The sequence below is a fragment of the Bosea sp. AS-1 genome, from assembly GCF_002220095.1.
Lineage (GTDB): Bacteria > Pseudomonadota > Alphaproteobacteria > Rhizobiales > Beijerinckiaceae > Allobosea.
In genome coordinates this window covers 370,504-397,182 of sequence record NZ_CP022372.1, presented here as the reverse complement: position 1 = coordinate 397,182, position 26,679 = coordinate 370,504, and the positions used below count along the sequence as shown (strand labels likewise).

The window sequence follows — 26,679 nt, the reverse complement described above, 5'->3', positions numbered from 1 at the left end:
GTTCAACACTGAACAAATATGTTCAGCCATGAACAAAAAGCAAGCCTCTTCCGATGCCGGACCGGAAAGCCAGCGCCTGCCTTGGGATCTGCCGCGCTTCCGCAACTGGGTCGCGGTCGCCCGGGTCCACAATCTCTGGGAGAAAGCCTTCAGCGAGGCGTTGGCGCCGCTCGACATCCAGGTCGCCCACTATGACGTGCTCGCCAACATCTTCCACGTGCCCGGATTGACGCAGCAGGCGCTGGCCGAGAAGCTGCTTGTCGGGCGCAGCGCCATGAGCATGCTGCTGCCGGTGCTGGAGCGGCGCGGGCTGATCGAACGACGCGGTGACGAGGCCGACCGGCGCGTGCGGCGCCTTTGGCTCACCCCCGATGGCGAGGCTCTGACCCGCAAGGCCATGGCGATCCATGTCGCCGAGATCGAAGCGATGATGACGGTGCTGAGCGACGCCGAATGCAACGCGGTCGGCGAGATGATGCGCCGCGTTGCCAAGGCACTGGAGGCCTGATGCACCGAGGGCCGCCCAAGAGGGCGGCCCTGACAATGGAACGCCGAGACCGCCCTACTTCTGGGCGAAGACACCGACGCTGCTCGCGGTGATGTCGAAGGAGAGCGTGCCGATCACCGCTGCGCCGCACCACTTCGAGCGGCCGGAACCCGAGGTTATGCCGCGCGGATCGGCTGTCAGCGCAAAGCACTCCGTCTTCGACAGCGTCGTGTCGTGATAGCGGATATCCGCCGTGAGGTTCTTCCAGCTGTAGGACACGCCGGCGTTCCAGTAGGTGTAGTCAGGCAGATTGGTCGGCGGATTTGTCGACCAGATCGCCAGATTGGTCGTGCCGAGCCAATAGTGGCCGAGCTCGCCCGAAACCGAGAGGCCTTCGAGGAAAGGCAGGGCGTATTTTGCCGTCACCGAGGCGTAGGTGCCCGACGCGCCCGTGCCGAGCCAGTCCCAGGCATAGAAGACGTTGGCACCCAGCGTCAGGCTGCCTGCGAAAGTGTAGGAGACCTTGCCGTAGACCTCGGTGTAATCGGTGTTCTTCGGCGTCCAGTAGGCTCCGGCAACGTCGATGAACTGCTTCTCGCTCGGATAGTAGTACTGCATGATGCCGAGGTCGAAGGCGAGGTCGCCGAACTTGGGGCGAATGCCGCCGTAGAAGTCGATCTCGGCGTCGGGCCGCGTGGTCAGGTCGACGCTGGAGCCATACACGCCGACATAGAAAAGGTTGTCGTAGATCTGCAGCTCGGCGCCGCCGCCGATGCCGGGCTTGCGGTCGGTCTGTGAGATGCCGCGGAAGTTGTAGTCCGTCTGGCCCTTGATGTTGACCGCGATGTCGAACCAGGTAATCGCCGGCACGACCGGGAGGGGCGGCGCCCCCTTCTTGCTCGGCAGATCGGAGGCTTGGGCGGTAGCCAGCCCCGCAGCGATGCCCAATCCCAGCATGGAAGAACGGAAAAGACCTGAAATCATCGCCAGCACCCCTCTATCGCGCTGTGATCGCGCCTTCATCGCGATCAAGCGGACCGAGGAAGAATTTCAGCAAGGCGAGCTTTTCGGCAGCCTGCCCGGCCCATAAGCAAAGGCCCCCGAAACGGGGGCCTTCGCGCCTGCAAAAAAGGCAGTCGAAATTTGATCCGGAACTGTTGCAGTTCCGTCACATGGCCATGGAGGCGAAAGACGCCTCCTCAGCGCGTTGCGGGCTGGCTCGCATAGACTGCAGGCGACTCGTCGAGCTTGCTGGTCCGCAGCCCGGAGGCGCGACGCGGCGGCAGGGGCGCGCGGATATTGGTCGGCGTGGCCGGCACGGTCACGGCGACCGGCGCCTCGACGGCAGCCGTAGCTTGCCCCTCGGAGCTGGAGGAACTGGAGGAGTTGCCGAACACCGGCATGAAGCTCAGCGCACGCTGCAGGAAGGGCTTGCTCTCCTCGACCGGCGTCGACGAGGCACTCGCCAGCACCGGCGCCTGCTCGGCCTTGCCGGGCTGGATCCGGGCGATCTGGGTCGTCGCCGGAGCGGCAACCGGCCGGGTCTCCGCCTTCGCGGGTTCGGACTTGACCGGTTCGGGCTTGGTGGCTTCCACCGGCGGGGCGGCGGCGATGGCGGCCATCACGGCGCTGTCATCCGCCGAAGCGGCCCGCACCGTCTCCTTCGCCTTGCCCTTGTCGTCGAGCACGACGACGCGCGGCCCGATGGCCAGCGCATCCTCGCGGCTGATGCCGACATCCTTCGAGGCCCAGGAAGCGGAACGGTTGAGAGCAGCCGACCCGCCACTCGCAAGCGCCTGCTTGAACGAGGCATGCTGGTCGCCGTCATCATAGACGAGCTGGATGGCCGGCGTGCCCTTGGCGACGAGAGAGGCCACCTCGGCCGCGTCCTGGCGCTCCTTCGCCGCGACTTCCGACGGCTCGGAGCCGCCATTGAAGACATAGCGGCCGCCGGCGACCGACACGGACGGCTCGTCGCGCACGACCTCGAAATAATCGGAGCCTTCCTTGAGGTTCTTCCAGAAGGCGATGTTCGGGTCGAGTCGGTGCTGGGCGAGGTTCTTCGCCGTCATGCGGAAGGGGAAGGCCTGCATCTGCACGGCCCGCTGGCCGGCATTCTGGGCCTCGCGCACCAGCGCATAGATCTCGCCGATCTGGTCGTCGGTCATCGAATAGCAGCCCGCCGAGGAGCAGGCGCCATGCACCATCAGATGCGCGCCGGTACGGCCGAGCGAGCGGTCATAGGCGTTCGGGTAGCCCATGTTGAAGGAGACGTAATAGGACGAATTCGGATTCATCTGAGCCGGGCCGATGGCATAGAAGCCCTCCGGCGCCATACGGTCGCCCTCGCGCTTCTTCGGGCCAAGCTGGCCCGACCAGCGGCACATCGGGAAGGTCTTGAGCAGGGCATAGCGGCCGTCGGCCTTGCGCTTCCAGACCTCGAGCTCCGACTCCTTCTTGTAGGAGCGGATCAGCACGGGCTGGTCCTTGCTCATGCCCTTCTCGGCCATGAGCGCATAGGTCGCCGACGGGATCGGGATATTGTGCCGCGAAGCGCCGCGGTAGCGTTCCTCCTCACAGGCTCCCAGGGTCAATGCAACCAAAGCCAGGATCGCGAGTTGCTTCAGTGCCACGTCGTCATTCCCATCGAACGGCAGGCCGGGTGTGCGACCTGTGACTTCGCAAGACGGCCAAATTGTGCCCGTCGTCCGGTTGTAGAAGCGTTAGCCTTGAGGGTTCCTTACCATAGGCTTCCTGAGTCTGGCCACATGGTCAATGACGCGTAAAAAGCGCTTCATTTCGCAAACGCAAAATTAACCAGCGTCTCTCGGGCGTCAGAGGTGGCGGCCGATCCCCAGGAACTTCTCCGCCCGCTTGTCGACGATCGCGGCTGCATCCATGCCGGCAAAATCGGCCAGTGCCGCCGCGATGGCATCCCCGGCCCGGGTCATCGCGAGCTGCCTGTCGCGATGCGCCCCGCCGGTCGGCTCGGAGACGATCGCGTCGATGACGCCGAACTTGAGCAGGTCCTGCGCCGTAATCTTCATCCCGGTGGCGGCATCCTGCGCGCGCGCCGTGTCACGCCAGAGGATCGAGGCCGCTCCCTCCGGCGAGATCACCGAATAGATCGCGTGCTCCATCATCAGGACGCGGCTGGCGGCGGCGATCGCGATCGCTCCGCCGGAGCCGCCCTCGCCGATCACCAGCGCGACGCTCGCCGTCGGCAGGCCGAGCCAGGCCTCCGTCGAACGGGCGATGGCTTCCGCCTGGCCGCGCTCCTCGGCGTCGATGCCGGGATAGGCGCCGGCGGTGTCGACGAAGCTCAGCACCGGCAGGCCGAAGCGGCCGGCCAGTTCAACCAGGCGCACAGCCTTGCGGTAGCCCTCGGGCTTGGGCATACCGAAATTGTGCCGGATGCGGGTTTCGGTCGAATCACCCTTCTCCTGGCCGATGACACAGACCGCCTCGCCGCGGAAACGGCCGAAGCCGCCAACGATCGCTTCGTCCTCCCCGAAAGCGCGATCGCCAGCGAGGGGCGTGAACTCCTCGATCAGCGCGGCGCAGTAATCCTTGAAATGCGGCCGCTGAGGATGGCGCGCGACGAGCGTCTTCTGCCAGGGCGTCAGCGCGGCATAGATCTCCTTGAGCGACTGGTTCGCCTTGGCGTCGAGCTTGCCGATCTCCTCGGACAACGAGATGCCGTCACCGCGTGCTTCAAGAGCCCGCAGCTCGTCCGACTTCGCCTCGAGTTCGGCGACCGGTTTCTCGAAATCCAGATAGCTACGCATCGTGATCCAGTTCAGCTTCCACGCCAGAACCGACGTGGATCAGCGGTTTCGGACGAAACCGGGGCTAGAGCATTTTCGAGCGAAATGGGCACCCGTTCGCGTGAAGAAAATGCGACAAGACAAGGACCCAATGGATTTCCGCATTTCGGAGAAACGTGGAAATCCATCAGAAAAGCGGCGGACCTTGTCCGCGCCCCGGCGAAATTGTCAACCCGTTCGGGGTATCTCGTATGGCTTTGCCGCGCGCGGCGTCGGCGATGGCTGAGGCAACAGAACAGGTCTCAGCGCGAAGCTGCGCCGCGTCGCGCGCAGGGGCGCACGCCGGTAGAACTGCTTGGTCGCGTCGATGACGTGGACTCCCGAAAAGGGCAGCGACAGCCCGAGCCCGACCTGCTCCCAGGCATAGGCCGAGCGCATCAGGAGCCGCCTTTGCAGCGGCGGCACATACAGCACTTCGGCCCAATGCTCGGGCGAGAACTCGGCGGCGCGCAGCAGGGCCGAGAGCTGCCGGCGGCTGAACGGGCGGCCCTGGCCGAAAGGCGTTCCATCCATCCGCGCCCAGAGGCCGCGTCGGTTCGGCACGACCAGGATCATCCGGCCGCCGGGGTTCAGCACACGCGAGACCTCTTCCAGCAGGTCGTCCGGGCTTTCCGTCTCCTCCAGGGCATGAACGAGCACGGCCCGGTCGATCGAGGCGGTCGGCAGCGGCAACAGGGTCGGCTCCACCAGTGCCGAGGCGGAAAGCCCCGGCGAAGGCCAGTTCACCACGCCCTGCGCCGCCGGCATGAAGGCGATGGTCCGTTCCGCCTGCATGCCAAGCACCGAGAGGTAAGGTGTCGAGAAACCGAGCCCCAGCAGCCGCTGGCGGGAGCAATCCGGCCAGAAGCGCAGCATCGCGCGGCCGATGAAGCGGCGCGCCACATGCCCGAGCGGGCTGGCGTAGAAGGCGCGCAGATCGACGACGTCGAGGGGCATGGCGCCTGACATGGAACGCCGCGCAGGCGAACGCAAGGGCGGCTCTGGCGGCGATTGCACGATAGCTGCGCGCCAACGACGGGTTGATCGGCAGGCAAGCATGGCTCATGCAAGGCGTCTGTCCCGCTCTTGCAGGAGTCCGCCATGCCGCTCGACCTCCATGTCTTCCGCACGCTCAGCGACAATGCCGGGGCCCTGCTCCACGACCCCGCCACCGGCGCCTGTGCGACGGTGGACGTGCCCGATGCCGGCGAGGTGCTCGCCGCCGCGAAAGCGAAGGGCTGGACGATCAGCGACATCTTCATCACTCACGCCCATCACGACCACACGCAGGGCGTCGCCGCGGTGAAGCAGGCGACGGGCGCGACAGTCGTCGGCCCGGCCGATGCGCGCACCATGGCGCCGCTCGATCGCGTCATCGGCGAGGGCGACAGCGTGACGCTGGCGGATGAACGCTTCGAAATCTGGCATACGCCCGGCCATTCCGACGGCCATCTCAGTTATATCGGCTTGGGCGCGAAGATCGCGCTGGTCGGCGACGTCGTCTTCGTCATGGGCTGCGGCCGGGTTCAGCCCGGCCAGATGGACCGGATGTGGACCTCGCTCTCGCACATCATGGCGCTGCCGGGCGATATCCGCCTCGTCACCGGCCATGATTATACACTGGCCAATGCCCGCTTCGCCCGCTCGGTCGATCCGACGAACGCAGCGCTCGCCGCCCGCTTCGCCGAAGCCGAGAAGGCCAAGGCCGAAGGCCGGTTCTGGGCATTGACCACCGTCGCCGAGGAGCAGGCCACCAACCCCTTCTTCCGGGCCGGCGAGCCGGCCCTGGCGGCCGCCGTCCATCTCGCTGGAAAGCCGGCTACCGCAGTCTTCGCCGCGCTGCGCGAAGCCAAGAACAAGTTCTGACCATGGTGCATCGCCTCGACGGGCTGACCGCGGCGGAAGTGATCCGCCTGCTCGAGCTGGAGCCGCACCCCGAAGGCGGCCACTATCGCGAGACCTTCCGCGACGTAGAAGGGCCGCAGGGACGCAGTCATTCCACGGCGATCTACTACCTGCTCGACACCGGCGAGACCTCGGAATGGCACCGGGCCGACGCCGCCGAAACCTGGCACCACTACGCCGGCGCGTCGCTCGTCATCACCGTCTCGCCCAATGGTCACGACGCCTCGGCCCACCACCTCGGCACCGATCTCGCCGCCGGCCAGCGCCCGCAATTCGTGGTACCCGCCGGCTGGTGGCAGAGCGCGACCTCGCTCGGCGCCTGGACGCTGGTCGGCTGCACGGTCGCACCGGGATTCGCCTTCTCGGGGTTCGAGATGGCGCCGCCGGGCTGGCGGCCGACGCCGCGCAAGCCGGCTGGAGGACGATGATGCTGTCGGTGAACGAAGACGCCCGGCTCGCGCAGGAATGCGAGCGGCGGATCATCAATGCCTGGCCGGCCCTGTCGACCCTGGTCGTCGGCGACTGGGTGCTGCGCTTCGCCAATGGTTACTCCGGCCGCGCCAACTCGGCGACGCCCCTCGCCTATGGCGCAGAGCTCGACGATGCGATGCTCGACATGCTCGAGGAGCTCTATCGCGCCGACGGCCTGCAGCCCGCGATCCGGCTCACCCCGCTCGTGGCCGAGGCGACGCGCGCCGCAGTGCTCGCCCGCGGCTACAAGGTGAGGGACCGCTCCTTCGGCATGATCGGCGCGCTTGCGGATGCATCGGTTTCCGAGGAGGCCGAATTCCAGATCGAGGCGCGCCCTGAAGCCGAATGGATCGCGGGCGTCGCCGCGCTCCAGAGCGGCATCAAGACCCATACCGGCAACCTCGCCGCCATCCTCGAGAAGATCCGTTTGCCGGCCGCCTTCGCCACCTGGCTGATCGAAGGCGAGCCCGTCGCCTTCGGCATGGCGGTTGCCGAGCGCGGCATGGCCGAGATCGGGCTGATCTGCGTCGATCCCGCCCATCGCGGCAAGGGGCTCGGACGCAGGATCGTCACCGGCCTGATGGGCTGGACCGGCGCCGTCGGCAGCCATAGCGCCTATCTTCAGGTCGAGCAGAGCAACGCCGTCGCGATCAACCTCTATCGCAGCCTCGGCTTCCGCCAGCTATACGAATACGAGACGCGCCTCCTCGCAGGCTGATCAGCGGATCAGCAGCGCCGTGCCGTAGAGCCCGATGGCAAACACCGTGTGCCCGACGATGTTGAGCAGGCGGATCTGGTTGGTGTTCGGCCGCTTCGCAGCGGCAATGCCCATCCCCATGCCCGGCTGCAGGATGAACCAGCCGCAGCCCACCGTGGCGAGCCCGACGATGAGCGCCGGCAGAAAGCTCGGATTGCGCGCCCAGCCCGTTCCCCAGATTACCAGCACGATCCCGGCGAACAGAATGCCGACGAGATAGTGGAAGAGCCAGCCGAGCGCGACCTCGTTGGCGACCGGCTCGGCCTTGCCGATGTCCTCGTGGACGAAGCGCCCGCGCAGGGCATGCCCGAACCAGCGCCCCGGCGGCCCCCAATTCGGCTTCGGCATGCCGAACAGCCGCAGAAACTGCCCCCAGAGGTCGAACAGGACGGTCGCGCCGAGCCCGATGACCACCGCATGATAGATCAGATCCGCCAAGTCCCGCCCCCAAGATAGCCGGCAATCCCAGCTGCCGTTCCCGTTGGAGCGGCGATCTTTCTCCCGGTCAACCGTTCCGGGACGCCTCCAGCGCAGGCAGGCCCTGCGAAAGCTGCATCCGGCTCGTGCCGGAACCTCCTGCCGGCCACCGTGTTGCCCCCGAAGGCATGATCAGAGGAGTAGGCATGGCTGGGGCAACGGCTGAAAAGACGCGCGGCAATCTGGCAACGGGACCGCATGGCGCGGCGGAGCTGCCCTCCGTTACCGTCACCAGCTACAATCTCGAAGTGCGGGACGAAGACGGCTATGTCGGCGACAAGGCCAGCCGCGGCGCCTTCGTCGAGCACCTTGATGCCCTGCGGACTCATCTCAAGCGGAATGGCGACGACCCGCTCGATGGCGATACGGCCAGCATTAGCAAAAAGGACCTGGACGCCCTGCTGAAGGACGGCGACGCAACCGAGGCCGCTCTGGTGCTGAGTGCGGTGGAAAGCTTCGCCCAGTCGCTCGCCTTCGTCATCCGCCGGTTCACACGGCTGAAAGCCTGGGCCGAGGTGGAGCGTATCGTCGTTGGCGGCGGCTTTCGCGAAAGCCGGATCGGCGAGCTCGCCATCGCCCGTGCCGCCATCATCCTGCGCACCGATGGTCGTGACATCGATCTTGTACCCGTCAGCCATCACCCGGACGAGGCCGGGCTGGTCGGGAGCGCCCATCTTGCCCCGAAATGGATCTTCGAGGCCTTCGACAGCCTCGTCGCCGTCGATATCGGCGGCTCGAACATCCGCGCTGGCATCGTCGAGCTCCGGCAGAAGAAGGCGCCCGACCTCAGCAAGGCCCGCGTCTGGAAGTCCGACCTCTGGCGCCATGCGGACGAGGAGCCGAGTCGCGACGAGGCGATCAAGCGCCTGGGCAAGATGCTGAGGGAACAGGTCGCGGAAGCCGAGAAGGAGGGGCTGCGGATCGCTCCCTTCATCGGCGTCGGCTGCCCCGGCCTGATCGAGCCGGACGGCAGCATCGAGCGCGGCGCCCAGAACCTGCCGGGCAACTGGGAAAGCAGCCGCTTCAACCTCGTCGACAGCATCCGCGAACTGGTGCCTCGCATCGGCGAGCACGACACCGAGGTCGTGATGCACAACGATGCCGTCATCCAGGGCCTGAGCGAGATGCCGGCGATGCAGGATGTCGAGAACTGGGCGGTGCTCACGATCGGGACCGGCCTCGGCAATGCGAGCTATCGCAACCGCGACAAGCCGAAGAAGAAGCGCTGACGACCCAAGGTGCCGCGCCACCCGAGTGGATTCGACGAAGCTTCGCCATCTTCAGGTCGCCTTTGCCGGTAATGAGGCGACAGCGCGCGCTTTCCGGGCGCGACCCAGCGAAGGAATTGCAGGAGTCTGGCCTTGCCGGCAGCGGAAACGCCGTCTTCGTCTTGCACCCGGCCCCATCCTGTGCCGAGGGTCGGCAGGAAGCCGAATCACCTTGATGAGCGGGGCCGCCCGATCATGGCAGCGCGTCTGGCACGAGCATCGACCCGGATGGGGTGGAGCGCCCGCAGGATGGCAGCGCTCTGCCTGCTCGCGCTCACGCTTGCGATCGGCATGGCCGGCGCGCAGGCGCAAACCCAGCCCGCCACCGCGCCGGCAGCTGCACCGGTCGATCCGAAGAGCCCGCGCGGCCGGCTCGATTCGGTCCGGCTCGAGCTCTCGCAGATCGAGACGACCCTCTCCCGTACGGATCTCAGCGACGACGAGCTCCAGCGCCAGCGCATCCGCCTGCAGCCTCCGCTCGACCAGCTGCGTCTCATCATCGACCAGCAGGCCCCGCTCGTCGAACAAGCCAAGCTCAAGCTCGACCAGCTCGGCGCGAAACCCGATGACAAGGCCCCGCCGGAATCCGCCGAGATCGCCCGCGAACGCGAACTCCGCACCAAGGCCTATGCCGATGCCGACGAGACGCTGAAGATCGCGCGCGCCTCGCTGCTACAGGCGGAACAGCTGCAGAGCACGATCGGCGACAAGCGCCGCGAAATCTTCGCCACCACCCTCTTCGCCGCCGGCCCCTCGGTGCTCAGCCCCGACGTCTGGGGCAACGCTGTGACGACGGCGCCAGAGGATCTGCGTGCCTCCAGCTATATCTTCGGCGGTTGGTTCTCCGGTGTCTCGACTGCCTTTTCCAGCACGCGCGGCGGCGTCCTTGCGCTGTCCCTGATCGGCGCCATCCTGCTTTACTGGCTGCGTGCCCGCTACCTCCCGCGCTTCAAGGCGCGCTACGCGAATACGCAGGATACCGGCAGCCTGCACTGCCTCTATGTCGCCCTGGCGCACGTCGTTGCAGGCGCGGCACCGCCGGCGCTGGCGAGCTGGCTGGTCTACAAGGCGCTCAACACCACGGGCCTGCTGCCGGAACGCATCCAGCCGGTAATCTGGGCCGTCGTGGTCGGCCTCGCCTTCGTGGCCTTCGTACAAGCACTCGCCGATGCGGTATTCGCGCCGTCGAGCCCGCAGCGGCGGCTGGTCCGCGTCATGGACCAGACCGCGCGCAGCGTCGTCTGGATCGCCAGCGCACTGGCACTGGTGACGATGGTCGGCAAGGTCTTCGAGGCCTGGCTGCAGGCGATAGCGGCCGGCCTTTCCATCTCGATCATCGTCAAGGCGTTCTTCGCGACCCTCTTCGCGCTCGCCCTGGTCGCCGGTCTCTATCAAATCCGCGACGATGACGATGTCGAGCAGGAGGCCTGCCTCGGGCCCTATGTTCCGGTTGACGGCGCGAGCCTCGGGCCGATCCGCATTTTCGGCTGGATCATCGGCCTCGTCATCATCGCAGCCGCCCTGAGCGGCTATGTCGTCTTCGCCAACTTCCTCGCCGAGCAGACGCTCTGGATCGGCATCGTCGCCTGCCTCTATCTGCTGGCGCACCAGTTCATCGAACTCGGCATCCCGCGCCTGCTCTCCGGCAAGGGACGGATCGCGCTGACCCTGCGCGCCGGCGTCGGGCTGCGCACCGCCACGCTCGAAAAGATTGCCGTGCTCGGCGCCGGGGTCCTCAAGCTGCTGCTGCTCTTCGTGACGCTGCTGCTCGTGCTCGCGCCCTGGGGGCTCGAATCGGCGGATTTCCTAGTCTCGCTGCGCGCCGCCTTCTTCGGCTTCCAGGTCGGCGGAGTCACCATCTCGGTCTCGTCCATCGTCGTCGGCGCGGTCGTCTTCGCACTCGGCATCGCCGCGACCCGGACGATCCAGCGCTGGCTCGAGAGCAAGTTCCTGCCCACGACGCAGCTCGATCCCGGCCTGCGCAACTCGATCACCACCGCGGCCGGCTATATCGGCTATATCGGCGCCGTCGCGCTGGCCGTCTCGGCCATCGGCCTCAGCCTGGAGCGGCTGACGCTCGTCGCCTCAGCCCTGTCGGTCGGTATCGGTTTCGGACTGCAGTCGGTAGTGTCGAACTTTGTCTCCGGCCTGATCCTGCTCTGGGAGCGGCCGATCCGCGTCGGCGACCAGGTGCTGGTCGGCGACGTCGAGGGCATCGTCAAGCGCATCAATGTGCGCTCGACCGAGATCGCGACCTTCGACCGCTCCAGCGTCATCGTCCCCAACTCGAACCTCGTCTCCGGCGTCGTGCGCAACCGCGTGCGCACCGACCGGACCGGGCGCGTCCTGATCTCTCTCTCGGTGACGCGCCAGACCGACGCGGGAGCGGTCCGCACCATGCTTCAGGACGTCGCCGACAACCACGGCGACGTCCTGAAGAAGCCACCGCCGACCGTTTTGTTCAAGAAGCTCGGCACGGCAACGATGGATTTCGATCTCATCTGCATCGTCGACGATCTCGACCTCGTCGGCCGCGTGAACAGCGACCTCAACTTCGCGATTCGCAAGCGGCTGGCGGAGATCGAGGTCTTTGGCACGCCGCAGCTCGAGGTGAAGGGGCTTACGGGCGTCGAGCAGTCGCTCGACGGCATCGCCACTGCGGTCGGCCGCTTCGACCGCGCCCGCAAGCCCCCCGCCCGGAAGACCAAAGCCGGGGCCGCCTCGCAGCCGGCTCCGCCGCCTCCCGAGGAGACGGCGGAAGAGGACGAAGACAAGAAAGCCCCACCGGCCGCCGCGGAAACCAAGCCGGCCGGAGACGACAAGGAATGACCGGATGCCGAAGCTTCTGCGCCGCCTCCCACGGACGCGCGCCATGACTTGCCCCGCCGCCATCGCCGGCGCGCTCGCCCTCTTCGGCATCGCCGGCTGCACGGAGCCGCAGCGCCAGGCGCAGCCGGCCTTCTATCGCGATCTCGGCTCGACCTCCGCCAAGGTCGACGCCGAGCAGGCACGCGCGATGATTTCCGCCTACCGGATGAATGCCGGCCTCGGCACGCTGGCGCTCGACCCGGCCCTGGACGAAGCCGCGCAGCGCGAAGCGGCTGCGATGGCCCGCTCCGACAAGCCGGCGCAGGCCGATGCGGTCAAGGCCCGCCTCGCCAAGGAAGGCGTCCCCGGCGCCGAGGCCAATCTCTCGGCCGGCTATCGCCGCCTCGCCGAAGCTTTTTCCGGCTGGCGCGATTCGCCACAGCACGATCGCGTCATGAAGGACACGAAGGCGAAGCGCATGGGCATCGCGACGGCCTATGCGCCAGGCTCGAAATATCAGGTCTACTGGGCACTGATCCTCGCGCCTTGAAAGCCGGCGCAGGTCGCCGACCCGGCGACCTGCTCTGGCCCCGAAGCGCTTGGCAGGCTCCCGCCAAAACCTGTCAGCGGCAGCACCAGCGCCCTCTTACGAATTGCAGGCGGGGCGGCTAGCGTGGAACTCATGCCGCCCCGCCCCCGCAAGCCGTTCTCCCTCTCCACCGAGCAGGCACGCCGCATCTGGCTCCATGCCCAGCGGCTCGACCAGCGCGAGCCTTTTGGCTCCGGTCCCGAGGCGACGCGCGCGGCCGTCGAGCAGCTTGGCTATGTCCAGATCGACACGATCAACGTGATCGAGCGCTGCCACCACCATATCCTCTACGCGCGCATCCCCGACTACCGCCGCAGTGATCTCGCCCAGGCACAATCATTCGAGAAGAGCGTCTTCGAATACTGGACGCACGCGCTCTCCTACGTGCCGACCCGCGACATCCGCTACTTCCTGCCGGAGATGAAGGCACATCGCGAGGAGCCGAAGCGCTGGTCGGCGGTCGGCGCCCGCGAAGAGACGCGCAAGCTGCTGCGCCGGATTCGCAAGGATGGCGCGCTGACGATCCGCGACATCGAGGAGGAACTGATCGAGAAGGCCCATCTCTGGGCCAGCAAGAAACCGTCGAAAGGCCTGCTGGAGCGCGCCTTCTATGACGGTGACCTCGTGATCGCCGCCCGCGCCGGCATGGTGAAGACCTATGAGCTCTTCGACCGGCATTTCCAGTGGGAGAAGCGGCCAACGCCGGCAAGCGAGCGGCAGGTGACCGCCTACAAGCTCGACAGGGCTCTGCGGGCACAGGGGTTGGCGAGCCTCGATTCCGCTTGCCATCTCGATGCGCCGAGCAAGAAGGCCATCGCAGCTCTGATCGCCAGCCTGGTCAAGCGCAAGGAACTCGTGCCTATCGCGATCGAGGGCGCCGGCAAGACGACACATTGGGCAACACCGGAGGCGCTGGAGACGGTGCCGGAACCGGAACCCGGCCTCATCCACATCCTCTCGCCCTTCGATCCGCTGGTCATCCAGCGCAAGCGGGCGAAGCTGTTCTTCGACTACGCCCATGTCTTCGAGGCCTACCTGCGCCCGGAGAACCGCGTCTATGGCTATTTCGGCCTGCCGGTTCTGGCCGGAGACCAGGTCGTCGCCGTGCTCGACCTCAAGACCGACCGCGCCGCCGGCAAGCTCCTGATGCAGCGCTGGACCTGGCTCGATGGGTATGAAGCGCCTGCGCTCAAGGCCGCGATCGAAGAGGAACTGCAGCGCTTCGAACGCTTCCAGCTCGGCCGTAACGAGACAAAGCCGGCTCCAGCCGAGATCGACACAAAAATGCCGGCTTGATCGCTGCTCCTCCCCGGCAAGGGGCCGAGGCGCGACCGGATGACAGCAAAATTGCGACAGCAGGTGCCCGGCTTTGGCATCACGGTGCCTTGACCTGTGGCCACCGCGAGCCGGACCAGGGCCGCAACACCCGCTCCCGGCCTGCCGGTCGCCGCGATCCTGCATGCGGCGCTGTTCGCCTGGCTGGCTTCGGTCGCGATCCAGCAATTCGACATCCCTCCCGTCGCCGAGCAGAGCGTCGAGGTCGAGCTGCAGAGCCCGGCTGAGTTCGAAGCGATGACACGGCCGAAGCCTCCGCCGACGCCGCCAGCCGTCGTAACCCCTCCCAAGGCGGAACCCGCTGCGCCGGAGTCGGCTGCTCTTGCGGCACCGAAACCAGAAGCCCCCACGGGGCCTGTGCCGACCCCTCCGCCGCCGGCCGCGGTCGACGGCATGGTCCACCCGCAACGGATGCTTTCTCAGCAGGTTCTGGCCGACCCCCGTAGCCGCGACGCGCGCGCCATGCTGCCGCGCCTCGCCCCGGACGAACGCATCGAGCAGCTTTGCGGGCTCGAGGCGATGGGTCAGATCCATGACTGGCAGCGCAGCTTCGAGCCCGACCGTGTCACCGCTTATGCCATGGCCGATACGAAGCGGGCCGGCCAAGTTCTGACGGCCGAAGGAGCAGCGTTCCGCAGCAAGCAGCATTGGTATGCGCTGCGCTTCGCCTGCACGATCTCGCCCGACCTGAAACGGGTCACGGCCTTCGCCTTCCAGGTCGGCGATCCGATCCCGCAGAGCCGTTGGGAGGAGCTTGGCCTGCCGGCCGTGCACTGATCGCCGCTCAAGCTCCGAGCAGGTCGATCAGCGGCGGAATCAGCGGCTCGTCGGCCGGTGGCATGGCGAGGTCGCGCAGCTTGCCGAGCCGCACCCATTTCAGCGCCTGCGCCTCCTTCGAGCTGGGCGTGCCCTCCCAGCGCCGGCAGATATAGAGCGGCATCAGCAGGTGGAACTCCGGATAGGCGAAACTGGCGAAGGTGAGCGGCGCAAGGCACTCCTCCTTCACGGTGATACCGAGCTCCTCATGCAGCTCGCGGATCAGGGCGGGTTCGGGCCGTTCGCCGGCCTCGAGCTTGCCGCCGGGAAACTCCCACAGGCCAGCCAGCGCCTTGCCTTCGGGACGCTGGGTGACGAGGACGCGGTTATCGGCATCGATCAGCGCGCAGGCGACGACGAGAAGGAGCTTCACGGGCACGGAACTCAGTTGCCGGAGAGGATGACCTGGACGGGTTCGGTTTCCTTGCCCGTCAGCGTGACGCTGTCATAGACCGAACCGCCCTCGCGCGAAAAGGCGGCCTCGTCGCCCCAGATCACCTGGGTGGTCAGGAAATAGGTTCCCGGCGCAATCTTGTCGAAGACGAAGCGCCCGTTCGACTCCGCCTTGGTCGTGCGGGTGTATTCGGAATAGGCCGGATCGATGTCGTCGTCGCGGGGATAGGCGGCGTGCGGGATGTATTTCCGCTTGCCGTAGAGATTGGCGAAACGCTCGCGCGCGAAAGCCGTGGCCGGGATCAGGCGAACGACCTCGCCCGCCGCGTTGACCACCACCCCGCTCGGCTTGGTCCGGAACGCGTGGCCGACGATGACGCCGCTACCGCCTTTCTTGATGAAGGCAGCCTCCTCGGTCGAGAAGGCCACCGTCGCCGGCTTGCGCTCGACGCAACCGGCCATGATGGCGCCGGCCAGCGCCATTGCTGCGAATATCCCGATCCTCATGACGCCCCCGTCCTCCGCGGCGCCGCCGTGACCAGGAAGACGCCGGCCAGGATGATGCAGCCCCCGAGGACCTGCCGCAACTCCAGGGCCTCGTGCAGGACCACCACGCCGAGGATGACCGCGACCGTCGGCACCAGATAGCCGGTCATCGCTGCCCGGGTCGGTCCCGCAGCCCGGATCAGCCGCATGAACACCGTGACCGGGATTGCCGTGGCGACAACCCCGAGCGTCAGCATCGCCGGCAGATGGTTGCCGAGCGGCAGGAAGGCAGCAGGCCCGAGAATCGCAAGCGTCAGCGTCGTCGCGATCATGCCGGAGAACATCTGCTGGCCGAGCGCCAGCCGGGCCGGATCGCCGATCGCGGCTGGGACCGTCCGGACATAGAGATTGGCGGCCGCATAGCTCAGCGTCGCGCCGATCATCGCCAGCACTCTGAGCGCGTTACCGCCGCCCTCGAACAGGCGCGGGCCGATCAGCAGGGCCACGCCGGCCATGCCGAGCAGGATGCCACCGAGGCGACGCCGGCTCAGCCTCTCCTCCGAGAAGGCGAGATGGGCGACGAGCGCGGTGACGAGCGGACCGGCTGCCTGGATCATCGCCGCCGGGCCGCTGGCGAGCTGGGTGAGCGCATAGGCGACCAGCACGTTCGGCAGCCAGCCATTGGTGGTGCCGAGCATGATCCAGGGCAGGATCTCAGCCTTTCGCGGTAGCGGGTTGCGCCCGCGCCATAGGCTCCAGAGCGACAGCGACACCGCGCCGAGGATCCCGCGGCTGGCCGCGATGGTGAGAGCCGAGACGTCCCCGCTCATCAGCTTGATGAACAGGTAGCTCGACCCCCACAGCAGGGAGCAGGTCAGCAGGTTGAAGGCGATGAAGCCGCGCCCGGGCTCCTGCGGCGCTGCTGCCTCAGGAGCGATAGTCGCCATTGATCTCGACATAGGCCTTGGTCAGGTCGCAGGTCCAGACCGTGGCCTTGCCGCGTCCCAGCCCGAGATCGGCGGTGATGACGATGTTGTCGCCCTTCATATACTCGGATACCGCGACCTCATCGTAAGACGGGGCGCGCGCGCCCTGCTTCGCCACGACGATGTCGCCGAAGCCGATGTCGAGCTTGTCGCGATCGGCCGGCTCGCCGGCTTTGCCGACCGCCATGACGACACGGCCCCAATTGGCGTCCTCTCCGGCGAGGGCGGTCTTGACCAGCGGCGAATTGGCGATCGAGAGCGCAACCCGCTTGGCCGAACGGGCCGAGGCCGCTCCAGTGACGCGGACCTCGACGAACTTGCGTGCGCCCTCGCCGTCCTTGCAGACGAGATGGGCGAGTTCCAGCAGGATGGAATTCAGCGCCCGCTTGAAGCCCGAGAGCCGGGCGTCGTTGACTTCGGTGATCGTTGGCACGCCGCGCTCGGCCGCCTTGCCGGTGGCAAAGAGCATCAGCGTGTCCGAGGTCGAGGTGTCGCTGTCGACGGTCACAGCGTTGAACGAACCCTTGACGCCCTTCGACAGCAGCGCCTGCAGCACGGGAGCGGTGATCGGCGCATCGGTGAAGACGAAGGACAGCATCGTCGCCATGTCGGGCGCGATCATGCCTGCGCCCTTGGCGATGCCGGCAATCAGCACCTCCTTGCCGTCGATCTTGGCCTTGCGGGTCAGCGCTTTCGGGAAGGTGTCGGTCGTCATGATCGCGCGGGCGGCGTCGATCCAGGGGCCATCGGCGGCGCGCTTGGCGCATTCGTCGAGCACGCCCTTGAACTTGGTCGCGTCGAGCGGCTCGCCGATCACGCCCGTCGAGGCGATGAAGACCTCCTCCGGCTTGCAGCCGGCGGCCTTGGCGGCGATCTCGGCGGTGAGCTTGACGGAATCGCGCCCTTTCATGCCGGTGAAGGCATTGGCATTGCCGGAATTGACGACGACGGCACGGGCCGAACCCTGCTTCAGGTTCTCGCGGCACCAGTCGACCGGAGCGGAGGGGCATTTCGAGCGGGTGAAGACGCCCGCGACCTGCGTGCCCGCATCGAGCAGCGCGAACCAGACGTCCTGGCGCCCCTTGTAGCGGATCCCGGCCTCTGCGGTAGCGAAGCGAACGCCCGGAATCGGCGGGACCTTGGGCTGGCGCTTCGGCGCGAGCGGGGAAACGGGAACATCCTTGCCGGCCATCGGGGCTCCTCCTGCGGAACACGGCTCGTAAGGCCGGCGAATCGTTCGCCTGCCGGCCCGTGCGCCTTATCCAGCAGCCTCTGCCGCAGGCCGATGACGAAAACAAGAAGGGCGGCCGCAAGGGCCGCCCTCGAAAATCGTCTAACGAGACGCGAAGTTCAGTTCTTCTTCGGCTCGGCCGGCTTGGCAGCGTCCGGCGCCGGGGTCGCAGGTGCAGCCGGCTTGTCGAGACGCTCGACCTTGGCCTTCTCGCGCAGCGCCAGCACGGTGTCCTGCTGCGCCTTGCGCTCGAGATACTGCTCGATCTGCGGCCTGACGGCGGAGAACTCCGGCAGCGGCTTGGTGCGCTTGTCCTCGAGCTTGATGACATGCCAGCCGAACTGGCTCTTCACCGGCGCCGAGACCTCGCCCTTCTTCAGTTTGAACGCGGCTTCGGCGAATTCCGGCACCATGCGGTCCTTGGTGAACCAGCCGAGATCGCCGCCCTCCTTGCCTGAGCCGGGGTCCTTCGAGACGTCGGTAGCGACCTTGGCGAAATCCTCGCCCTTCTTCAGCCGCTCTTCCACCGCCTTGGCCTGGTCCTCCGTCTCGACGAGGATGTGGCGCGCATGCGCCTCCTCTTCGGGAGCCATCGCCTTGGTGGTGTCGTCGTAGAGCTTCTTGGCGGCCTCCTCGGTCACGGCCTTCTTGCCGATGCCGGTGAGGTACTGATCGAGCAGCACCTTCTCGCGGTAATAGGCGAGGCGCGCCGCGAAATCCGGCGTATCGGAGACCTTGGCCTCGGCCGCGGCCTTGGCGCCGAGCTTGAGGTCGACGAGATAGTTGATCACCTCGTCGCGTTTGCGGTCGTCCGGGAGCTGGGCAAGGCGCTCGCCGAGATCTTCCGTCGCCAGATCCACGTCCTTTTGCGTGATCGGGATGCCATCGACCTTGGCGACGACCTTGTCGGCCTGGGCGAAGGCCGGTCCCGCCAGCAGGGCAAAGCCCAGGGCAGCGATGAAATGGGTGGATTTCATGAAAACGGCCTTTCACAGGGGAGCCGAAGACGCGATCTGGCGCTGCACTGCCAGTTGAACGCGGCAAAGGCAAGGCGGTTCAGGGTCTTGCCGCGTGGGATCACGCGACTTTGCTCGGCATGGCCAGCGGCATCGCGCCGCCTTGGGACGACGCCTCCCTTGGAAGCGGCGCGACGCAACCCCACATGCTCGGGAAATTCCTTGCCGTTTTGCCTCCCATCGGGCGAAACGCGCGCTGGACCCTGCCCGCGCACGCGTCTAAACACGCGATCGCAAATTCGAGAATTTCGCGGCCTTCCGGGCCGGGCGCGCACCCCATGGGCCGCGCCGGCCGGGAGATCGAGACATCACCTGAAAGGCCCAACATGCTTGGCGCGCTCGCAAAGAAACTCTTCGGCTCGTCGAACGACCGCCGCGTCAAGGGCTACCAGCCCCGCGTCGCGGCGATCAACGCCCTGGAGAAGGAGGTTGCGGCGCTCAGCGACGAAGCGCTGAAGGCGCGCACCGACGAATTCCGGCAGCAGCTCGCCGCCGGCAAGAAGCTCGACGACCTCCTCGTCCCGGCCTTCGCCACGGTGCGCGAGGCAGCCAAGCGCGTGCTCGGCCAGCGCCCCTACGATGTCCAGCTCGTCGGCGGCATGGTGCTCCATGAGGGCGCCATCGCCGAAATGAAGACCGGTGAAGGCAAGACGCTGGTCGCGACCCTGCCGACCTATCTCAACGCGCTCGAAGGCAAGGGCGTCCACGTCGTCACCGTCAACGACTACCTCGCCCGGCGCGACGCCGAGTGGATGTCGAAGCTCTACAATTTCCTCGGCCTGACCGTCGGCATCATCGTGCACGGCCTCGACGACGAGGAGCGTCAGCGCGCCTATGCCTGCGACATCACCTACGGCACCAACAACGAATTCGGCTTCGACTACCTGCGCGACAACATGAAGTACGACGTCGCGCAGATGAGCCAGCGCGGCCACCATTTCGCCATCGTCGACGAGGTCGACTCGATCCTGATCGACGAGGCGCGCACCCCGCTGATCATCTCCGGGCCACTCGACGACAAGTCCGATCTCTACGTCGCGATCGACAAGGTCCTGCCCGGCCTCGTGCCGAGCGACTACGAGGTCGACGAGAAGCAGCGCACCGTGGCGCTGACCGAGGACGGCAACGAGCATATCGAGGAGCTGCTGCGCCAGGCAGGCATCCTGACCGAAGGCGAGCTGTACGACGCCAACAACATCACCATCGTCCACCACGTCAACCAGGCGTTGCGGGCCCACACCCTCTTCACCCGCGACAAGGACTACATCGTCCGTAACGATGAGGTCGTGATCATCGACGAATTCACCGGCCGCATGATGCCGGGCCGGCGCTATTCGGAAGGCCTGCACCAGGCGCTGGAAGCGAAGGAGCACGTCACCGTCCAGCCCGAGAACGCGACGCTGGCCTCGATCACCTTCCAGAACTATTTCCGGCTCTATCACAAGCTCGCCGGCATGACCGGCACGGCCGCGACCGAGGCCGAGGAATTCTTCCAGATCTACAAGCTCGAGGTCGTCGAGATCCCGACCAACCTCCCCATCTCCCGCAAGGACGAGGACGACGAGGTCTATCGCACCTTCGAGGAGAAGGTTCGCGGCGTCATCCGCGAGATCAAGCAGGCGCAGGAGAACGGCCAGCCGGTACTCGTCGGCACCACCTCGATCGAGCGCTCGGAACTCATCGCCGAGATGCTCGAGAAGGCAGGCTACAAGCTGCTCGATTTCACCGATCCGACGGCGCTTGAACCAGTCTACGAGGCTGCCCGCCAGGGCAAGACCACCAAGGCCTTCGCCGTGCTGAACGCCCGCTTCCACGAGCAGGAAGCCTATATCGTTGCCCAGGCTGGTGTGCCGGGCGCGATCACCATCGCCACCAACATGGCCGGCCGCGGCACCGACATCCAGCTCGGCGGCAATGCCGAGATGCGGATCGCCCACGACCTCGCCGGCATGGAGGAGGGCCCGGAGCGCGACGCCAAGGCCGCCGCCATCCGCGCCGAAGTCGCCGACTTCAAGCAGCGCGTGCTGAAATCCGGCGGTCTCTACATCGTCGGCACCGAGCGGCACGAGAGCCGGCGCATCGACAATCAGCTGCGCGGCCGCGCCGGCCGTCAGGGCGACCCCGGCCGCTCGAAGTTCTTCCTGTCGCTGCAGGACGACCTGATGCGCATCTTCGGTTCCGACCGGATGGACGGCATGCTGCAGAAGCTCGGCCTCAAGGAGGACGAGGCGATCGTCCATCCCTGGATCAACAAGGCGGTCGAGAAGGCGCAGGGCAAGGTCGAGGCGCGCAACTTCGACATCCGCAAGAACATCCTGAAATACGACGACGTCATGAACGACCAGCGCAAGGTCGTCTTCGAGCAGCGACGCGACTTCATGAAGCAACCGAGCGTGCGCGAGACCATCGACGACATGCGCCACGGCGTCGTCGAGGACCTCGTTGCCCGCCACATCCCCGAGGAAGCCTATCCGGAGCAGTGGGACACCCCCGGCCTCAAGCAGGAGGTGGTGCAGTATCTCAACCTCGACCTGCCGGTCGAGGACTGGGCCAAGGAAGAAGGCATCGCCGACACCGAGCTGCGCGAGCGCATTCGCAAGCTCGCGGACGAGGACTACGCCGGCCGCATCGAGCGCAACACCGACGAAGTCATGACCTATGTCGAGAAGCAGGTGCTGCTGCAGACGCTCGACCATCTCTGGCGCGAGCATCTCGTCACGCTCGACCATCTGCGCCAGGTCATCGGCTGGCGCGGCTATGCCCAGCGTGACCCGCTGCAGGAATACAAGGCGGAAGCCTTCGAGCTCTTCGACGGGCTGATCGGGCAGCTGCGCCAGCAGGTCACCGGTCATCTCTCGCGCGTCGAGGTCCGCTTCGAGCAGCCCGAGGAGCAGCAGACGCCTCTACAGGTGCAGGATGGCGGCGGAGCCCCGGCCGGCGGCTTCGGCAGCGGCGATTACGGCAATAGCAGCGGCGTGCAGTTCGCGGCGCTCGATGCGGAAACGGCCGTGCTCGACCGCAACCCGACCGACCCCTCGACCTGGGGCAAGGTGGGCCGCAACGAACCTTGCCCCTGCGGCTCGGGCAAAAAGTACAAGCACTGCCACGGGCAGTTCGTCTGAACGAAACGGACTCCCCTCCCAGCTCCGAACGGGGCTGGACGCCGTTGATCGCACCCCGGTGGCTTCGCCGGGGTGTTTTCTTATCTGGGTTCCGCGGCAAAACCTCCAGCAGGCAAGGCCGATCGAGCGGAAAAGGACGTCCGTTCCTCACCGAGGCATCCGCCAACCTCGGTTTCAGCTCCCGAACCGGAAAATCAGATCGGCGAGCTCGACCTGATTGGTCGTCGCCGTTTTCGCATAGAGCATCTTGGCGTGCGTTCGGGCGGTTTCGTAGGAAATGCCGAGCGCCGCCGCGGCGTCGACCAACCCATACCGTTCGACCAGTGCCCGGGCCACTCGCATTTCGGCGCGCGTCAGGTCGTAATGCCTCCCAAACGTCTCCAGATCGTAGCGCGGAACCGCCTCGAGGTCCCTGACCGTGACCATCGCGCAGGCGGGCGAAAAGAAGCCGAGCGCCTGTCCCCGCAATCGGATCGCGTGGAAGACCAGGGGTTTTTTGCCGGGACGCGCAACGACGACGGGCCGCAATGCGGCGGAATCCGGCGCGAGATCCGGCCAGATCGATGCCGCCAGGTGCCTTTCCAGCACCTCATTGCCGTGCGCCAGCCTGATGCGCCCGCGCGTGACCTGAAAATCCTGCCCCAACAGTCGCTCGGCAGCTCTTGTCATCCTGACGACGCGGCCGAGCCAGTCGACGAAGAAGCAGATCCCCTCCAGCGCGTCGGCTGCGTCGACCGAGCCCTCCAGCCGGTTGAAGGCCAGCCGCCGAGCCAGCGTTGCCGCACGCGAAACCACATCGCCGAGCCTGGCGATGCGCAGCTGTTCTTCCCGCAGATAGGCCCCCCTGTCGATGCCGCGCTGGAGGGTCAGGCACCAAAGGTCCTCGCCCGTCGTCACCCTGAGTCCCGCGAACCAGCCGAACCCCATCGGCCGGAGGAAATCGGCATAGTAGTCCATGCGCGGCATCAGCTCGGGATCGACGAAGTCCTGGTCGACCATGAAGCCGGTCCGCTTCATTTGTGGGATGCCGGCATAGCGGAAGTCGCGCTGATACCACCCTTCCCTGACATAGCGTTCGGCGAGCTCGCCCACGCTCTCGGTCGGCAAGATCACCGGACCGTGTCCTTCGACGCTCAGGATGGCTGCGCCCTTCGAACCGGTGACCTGCGCGACCATATCGAGCGCCGCCTGCCATGCACCGGGGTCGGTGGCCGCATCAAGAAACAGGGTCTCGGCGCGCAGCAGCGCTTCGTCGTCCATCGTTGCTCCGGGTCGAGCAGGCAAAACTCCCGGCCAAATCCCTGAACTGGCGCCGAAGCCTGCATCTGTCGATACGTCATGCAACCTATCAGGGAAATGTTTCGCCGTTGAGTCGGCTTCTCTGTGTGACGCACAGGATGACCAGCACGCCGATGTATGGGAGGCACACCCCGCGATCGAAATGCAGCAGATTCGAAACGGGAATCCGGGCAAGCATCCTGCCGTGCTCGACCCGGCGCTTGCATCCGTCTGCGGCAACGGTCAGTTTGGGCCAATCGACTGGCGACGGCCTATCAGGCGCCACGGGGGAACGGGATGGATCTATCGGGCTTCAACATCGCGGTCATCGTCGTGGTGGCGCTCGTCATCCTGACCATCGCTCGAGGCGTTCGCACCGTCCCACAAGGCTACAACTACACCGTCGAGCGTTTCGGGCGCTATTCGCGCACGCTGAGCGCCGGCCTGGGGCTGATTGTCCCCTATATCGACCGCATCGGCCACAAGGTGAATGTCATGGAGCAGGTGCTCGACATTCCCTCGCAGGAGGCCATCACCAAGGACAATGCCGGCGTGCGCATCGATGCCGTCGCCTTCTTTCAGGTGCTCGACGCGGCCAAGGCCAGCTACGAGGTCGCCTCGCTCCACGACGCGCTGATGCTGCTGACCATGACCAATATCCGCACCGTCGTCGGCTCGATGGATCTCGACCAGCTCCTCTCCCACCGCGACGAGATCAACGAGCGGCTGCTGCGCGTGATGGACGCTGCTGCCTCTCCCTGGGGCGTCAAGGTCACGCGCATCGAGATCCGCGACATCCTGCCCCCGGCCGATATCGCCGGCGCGATGAACCGGCAGATGAAGGCCGAGCGCGAGAAGCGCGCCGCCGTGCTGGAAGCGGAAGGCCTGCGGCAATCCGAAATCCTCAAGGCCGAGGGCCAGAAGCAGGCTCAAATCCTCGCCGCCGAAGGCCGCAAGGAGGCGGCGCTGCGCGACGCAGAGGCGCGTGAAAGGCTGGCCCAGGCGGAGGCGACCGCAACCGCCATGGTTTCGGAAGCGATCAGCAAGGGCGACATCCAGGCCGCCAACTTCCTGATCGCAGAGCGCTACACCGATGCGCTGAAGGCGATCGCCAGCGGGCAGAACAGCAAGGTCGTGATCGTGCCGATCGAGGCCGCCGCGCTCGCCGGCTCGGTCGGCGGCATCGCCCAGCTCACCAAGGCCGTCTTCGGCGAGGACGCGATAGCGGCGCGGCGCAGTCCGGGCTCTGTTCCCCCTGCCGGGCGCACGAACGGCTGAGGTCGCCATGCCCGATTGGCTCCTGCTTCACAACGGCTGGCTCTGGGCCATCCTCGGCCTGCTGCTCATCGGCGGCGAGATGCTGGCTCCCGGCGTCTTCCTGATCTGGCTTGGCCTCGCGGCGCTGATCACCGGCGCTGTTGTCGGCATCTTCGGCCTCGGCTGGCAGGCCGCCGCCATCGTCTTCGCCGTCCTCGCCGTCGCCTGCGTCGCTGCCGGGCGCCTGTTGACCCGTCGCAGGAGCGAGGAACCCGATGCCGCGACCGGGCTCAACGATCGCGGCCGCCAGCTGATCGGCAAGGTCTTCAGGCTGGAGACGACCATGACGGGAGGAGAAGGCCGCATCCGTGTCGGCGATTCCTCCTGGCGGATCACCGGGCCGGAGCTACTTGCCGGGACCGAGGTCAAGGTCGTGCGTGTCGATGGCGCGACGCTGATCGTGGAGAAGGCATGAGCTGCTTGCATCGGCTGCGACGTTTTGCGCCACCGCGTTGCATCTAGGACGTTGGCCTCGCGCCCGGCGAGGACTATAGCAACCGCTCCCCTACGAGCGCGATCCCCATGACCACTGCCAGCGAACGCCTCTCCCTTCCCAAGGACCGCATCAAGGTCCTGCTGCTGGAAGGTATCAACGATTCCGCCGTCGCGCTGATGCAGCAGGCCGGCTATAGCAATCTGGAGCGCCTGCCGAAGGCGCTCGATCGCGCCGCGCTGATCGAGAAGATCCAGGGCGTGCACGTCCTCGGCATCCGCTCGCGCACCCAGCTCACGCCGGAGATCTTCGCCGCCGCTGACCGGCTCTTCGCCGTCGGCTGCTTCTCGGTCGGCACCAACCAGGTCGATCTGGAAGCGGCACGCCAGCAGGGCGTCCCGGTCTTCAACGCGCCGTTCTCCAACACCCGCAGCGTCGCCGAGCTGACCATCGGCGAGATCGTGATGCTGCTGCGCCGGATTCCCGACCGCTCGCGCTCGGCCCATGACGGCGGCTGGGACAAATCGGCCAACGGCTCCTTCGAGGTCCGTGGCAAGACGCTCGGCATCGTCGGCTACGGCAATATCGGCAGCCAGCTCTCGACGCTGGCCGAAGCCATGGGCATGCGTGTGATCTATCACGATCACACCGACCGGCTACGCCACGGCAACACCGAGCCGGTCGAGAGCCTCGACGCGCTGCTCGCCACCGCCGACATCGTCTCGCTGCATGTGCCCGAAACACCGCAGACCGCTGGCATGATCGGCGCCGCCCAGATCGCCCGGATGAAGCCCGGCGCCTATCTCATCAACAACTCGCGCGGCACTGTAGTCGATCTCGATGCGCTCGCGGCCGCCCTGAAGGAAGGTCGCCTTGGCGGCGCCGCGGTCGACGTCTTCCCGGCCGAGCCCGCCTCCAATGCCGAGCGCTTCGTCTCGCCGCTGCAGGGCTGCGCCAACGTCATCCTGACGCCGCATATCGGCGGCTCGACCGAGGAGGCGCAGGAGCGCATCGGCGCCGAGGTGGCGCGCAAGCTGGTCGACTATTCCGATATCGGCTCGACGGTCGGCGCGGTGAACTTCCCGCAGGTGCAGATCCCGGTGCGAGCCAACGGCACGCGCTTCATCCATGTCCAGCGCAACGTGCCGGGCATGCTGCGGCGCCTCAACGACGTCTTCGCCAACCGGCAGGTCAACATCGCCGCGCAGAACTATCATACCGACGGCGAGGTCGGTTACGCGGTCATCGAGGCCGACGGCGTCTCGATTACGGAAGCGCGCGACATCCTGCGCGAAATCCGTGCCCTTGACGGCACGATCCGCGCCCGACTGCTCTATCAGCGCGACTGAAGCCGTAGAACCATCGCGCGGTCAGCGCTTGCGGCCGGGCTTGTTCCCGGCCTTCTCCCTCCCGCCGGGAGTGATCGGTGTCTGCGTCGCGACGGGGTCGCTGGCCGGGAAGGTGTCTTTCAGCGCTTCGTCGAGCTCGTCGTCGCTGCCACGTTTGCGCGCGGCCTCGCGCTGCTGCTTCTGCTCCTTGCGTAGGCTTTCCTTGGCGGGGTTGGCAGTCGCGTTCATGGGTTCCCCCTTTTGCTGGAGCCGCGCCGGAATGCGGCCGTCAGCCGAGCAACGCGGCAGCCTTCTTCACGTTCCGCCAGAACGTCAGCGCAGCCATGCCATGACGCGGCGCCTCCGCCTC

The 26,679-nt window shown here is 66.6% G+C and carries 25 protein-coding genes; 13 read left to right on the top strand and 12 right to left on the bottom strand.

What is annotated here, in order from left to right:
- Positions 1–28 precede the first annotated feature (28 nt).
- A complete protein-coding gene (locus CE453_RS03570; RefSeq protein ID WP_089173331.1) occupies positions 29–508 on the top strand; it encodes a MarR family winged helix-turn-helix transcriptional regulator in 480 nt (159 codons plus the stop codon).
- 54 nt (positions 509–562) lie between these two features.
- On the opposite strand, the gene CE453_RS03565 is transcribed toward CE453_RS03570, so the two are convergent.
- From CE453_RS03565 to CE453_RS03550, 4 genes are all read right to left on the bottom strand, one after another.
- On the bottom strand, positions 563–1,471 hold the full coding sequence (locus CE453_RS03565) for a TorF family putative porin (RefSeq protein WP_157732887.1): 909 nt from the start codon (positions 1,469–1,471) through the stop codon (positions 563–565).
- Between the two features lie 215 nt (positions 1,472–1,686).
- A complete protein-coding gene (locus CE453_RS03560) occupies positions 1,687–3,120 on the bottom strand; it encodes a L,D-transpeptidase family protein (RefSeq protein ID WP_089173329.1) in 1,434 nt (477 codons plus the stop codon).
- A 201-nt stretch (positions 3,121–3,321) separates the two neighbouring features.
- Positions 3,322–4,275 carry an acetyl-CoA carboxylase carboxyltransferase subunit alpha gene (locus CE453_RS03555; RefSeq protein WP_089173328.1) on the bottom strand — a complete coding sequence of 318 codons (954 nt, stop codon included), beginning with the start codon at positions 4,273–4,275 and terminating at the stop codon, positions 3,322–3,324.
- Positions 4,276–4,482: 207 nt separating this feature from the next.
- The gene (locus tag CE453_RS03550; RefSeq protein WP_089173327.1) at positions 4,483–5,250 is read right to left on the bottom strand and encodes a class I SAM-dependent methyltransferase; all 768 of its coding nucleotides are present in this window, start codon (positions 5,248–5,250) and stop codon (positions 4,483–4,485) included.
- Positions 5,251–5,394: 144 nt separating this feature from the next.
- Between CE453_RS03550 and gloB the strand changes: the two genes are divergently transcribed.
- Genes gloB through CE453_RS03535 form a run of 3 tightly spaced genes read left to right on the top strand, consistent with a single transcriptional unit; the run spans position 5,395 to position 7,387 of the window.
- Positions 5,395–6,159 carry a hydroxyacylglutathione hydrolase gene (gene gloB / locus CE453_RS03545; RefSeq protein WP_089173326.1) on the top strand — a complete coding sequence of 255 codons (765 nt, stop codon included), beginning with the start codon at positions 5,395–5,397 and terminating at the stop codon, positions 6,157–6,159.
- A gap of 2 nt (positions 6,160–6,161) precedes the next feature.
- On the top strand, positions 6,162–6,626 hold the full coding sequence (locus tag CE453_RS03540) for a cupin domain-containing protein (RefSeq protein WP_089173325.1): 465 nt from the start codon (positions 6,162–6,164) through the stop codon (positions 6,624–6,626).
- 8 nt (positions 6,627–6,634) lie between these two features.
- A complete protein-coding gene (locus tag CE453_RS03535) occupies positions 6,635–7,387 on the top strand; it encodes a GNAT family N-acetyltransferase (protein ID WP_210191864.1) in 753 nt (250 codons plus the stop codon).
- Here the strand turns inward: CE453_RS03535 and CE453_RS03530 are convergent, their stop codons facing one another.
- A complete protein-coding gene (locus CE453_RS03530; protein ID WP_089173323.1) occupies positions 7,388–7,864 on the bottom strand; it encodes a DUF2938 domain-containing protein in 477 nt (158 codons plus the stop codon).
- 185 nt (positions 7,865–8,049) lie between these two features.
- Here CE453_RS03530 and CE453_RS03525 point away from each other — a divergent pair, with 185 nt between their 5' ends.
- The 5 genes from CE453_RS03525 to CE453_RS29235 all read left to right on the top strand — a co-directional run bounded on the left by CE453_RS03525 (position 8,050) and on the right by CE453_RS29235 (position 14,680).
- On the top strand, positions 8,050–9,132 hold the full coding sequence (locus tag CE453_RS03525; RefSeq protein ID WP_089173322.1) for an ROK family protein: 1,083 nt from the start codon (positions 8,050–8,052) through the stop codon (positions 9,130–9,132).
- Positions 9,133–9,420: 288 nt separating this feature from the next.
- Positions 9,421–12,000, top strand: a complete 2,580-nt coding sequence (locus CE453_RS03520) for a DUF3772 domain-containing protein (RefSeq protein WP_198302249.1) — start codon at positions 9,421–9,423, stop codon at positions 11,998–12,000.
- Positions 12,001–12,043: 43 nt separating this feature from the next.
- Positions 12,044–12,529, top strand: coding sequence for a CAP domain-containing protein (locus CE453_RS03515; RefSeq protein ID WP_089177683.1), 486 nt, complete (start codon positions 12,044–12,046; stop codon positions 12,527–12,529).
- A gap of 132 nt (positions 12,530–12,661) precedes the next feature.
- Complete coding sequence (locus CE453_RS03510; RefSeq protein WP_089173320.1) at positions 12,662–13,864, top strand: winged helix-turn-helix domain-containing protein; 1,203 nt, start codon at positions 12,662–12,664, stop codon at positions 13,862–13,864.
- Between the two features lie 96 nt (positions 13,865–13,960).
- Positions 13,961–14,680 carry a DUF930 domain-containing protein gene (locus tag CE453_RS29235; protein ID WP_248307930.1) on the top strand — a complete coding sequence of 240 codons (720 nt, stop codon included), beginning with the start codon at positions 13,961–13,963 and terminating at the stop codon, positions 14,678–14,680.
- A 7-nt stretch (positions 14,681–14,687) separates the two neighbouring features.
- On the opposite strand, the gene mutT is transcribed toward CE453_RS29235, so the two are convergent.
- The 5 genes from mutT to CE453_RS03480 all read right to left on the bottom strand — a co-directional run bounded on the left by mutT (position 14,688) and on the right by CE453_RS03480 (position 18,792).
- Positions 14,688–15,092 carry an 8-oxo-dGTP diphosphatase MutT gene (gene mutT, locus CE453_RS03500; RefSeq protein WP_198302248.1) on the bottom strand — a complete coding sequence of 135 codons (405 nt, stop codon included), beginning with the start codon at positions 15,090–15,092 and terminating at the stop codon, positions 14,688–14,690.
- 11 nt (positions 15,093–15,103) lie between these two features.
- Positions 15,104–15,619, bottom strand: a complete 516-nt coding sequence (locus CE453_RS03495) for a peptidase associated/transthyretin-like domain-containing protein (RefSeq protein WP_157732885.1) — start codon at positions 15,617–15,619, stop codon at positions 15,104–15,106.
- Positions 15,616–16,545, bottom strand: a complete 930-nt coding sequence (locus CE453_RS03490) for a DMT family transporter (RefSeq protein WP_198302247.1) — start codon at positions 16,543–16,545, stop codon at positions 15,616–15,618. The genes CE453_RS03495 and CE453_RS03490 overlap by 4 nt, the downstream gene beginning before the upstream one ends.
- Positions 16,526–17,776: a bifunctional glutamate N-acetyltransferase/amino-acid acetyltransferase ArgJ gene (gene argJ, locus CE453_RS03485; RefSeq protein ID WP_089173316.1), complete on the bottom strand. Its 1,251-nt coding sequence runs from the start codon at positions 17,774–17,776 to the stop codon at positions 16,526–16,528. The genes CE453_RS03490 and argJ overlap by 20 nt, the downstream gene beginning before the upstream one ends.
- A 158-nt stretch (positions 17,777–17,934) precedes the next feature.
- Entirely contained in the window at positions 17,935–18,792 is an 858-nt protein-coding gene (locus tag CE453_RS03480; protein ID WP_089173315.1) for a peptidylprolyl isomerase, read from the bottom strand.
- A gap of 365 nt (positions 18,793–19,157) precedes the next feature.
- Between CE453_RS03480 and secA the strand changes: the two genes are divergently transcribed.
- Positions 19,158–21,953: a preprotein translocase subunit SecA gene (gene secA, locus CE453_RS03470; protein ID WP_089173313.1), complete on the top strand. Its 2,796-nt coding sequence runs from the start codon at positions 19,158–19,160 to the stop codon at positions 21,951–21,953.
- 174 nt (positions 21,954–22,127) lie between these two features.
- Here secA and CE453_RS03465 read toward each other — a convergent pair whose 3' ends face one another.
- A complete protein-coding gene (locus CE453_RS03465; protein WP_157732884.1) occupies positions 22,128–23,426 on the bottom strand; it encodes a helix-turn-helix transcriptional regulator in 1,299 nt (432 codons plus the stop codon).
- Positions 23,427–23,528: 102 nt separating this feature from the next.
- Here CE453_RS03465 and CE453_RS03460 point away from each other — a divergent pair, with 102 nt between their 5' ends.
- From CE453_RS03460 to serA, 3 genes are all read left to right on the top strand, one after another.
- A complete protein-coding gene (locus CE453_RS03460; protein ID WP_089173311.1) occupies positions 23,529–24,509 on the top strand; it encodes an SPFH domain-containing protein in 981 nt (326 codons plus the stop codon).
- Positions 24,510–24,516: 7 nt separating this feature from the next.
- Entirely contained in the window at positions 24,517–24,963 is a 447-nt protein-coding gene (locus CE453_RS03455) for an NfeD family protein (RefSeq protein ID WP_089173310.1), read from the top strand.
- 107 nt (positions 24,964–25,070) lie between these two features.
- Positions 25,071–26,330, top strand: coding sequence for a phosphoglycerate dehydrogenase (gene serA, locus CE453_RS03450; RefSeq protein WP_089173309.1), 1,260 nt, complete (start codon positions 25,071–25,073; stop codon positions 26,328–26,330).
- A gap of 21 nt (positions 26,331–26,351) precedes the next feature.
- On the opposite strand, the gene CE453_RS03445 is transcribed toward serA, so the two are convergent.
- Entirely contained in the window at positions 26,352–26,558 is a 207-nt protein-coding gene (locus CE453_RS03445) for a hypothetical protein (protein ID WP_089173308.1), read from the bottom strand.
- Positions 26,559–26,679 lie beyond the last annotated feature (121 nt).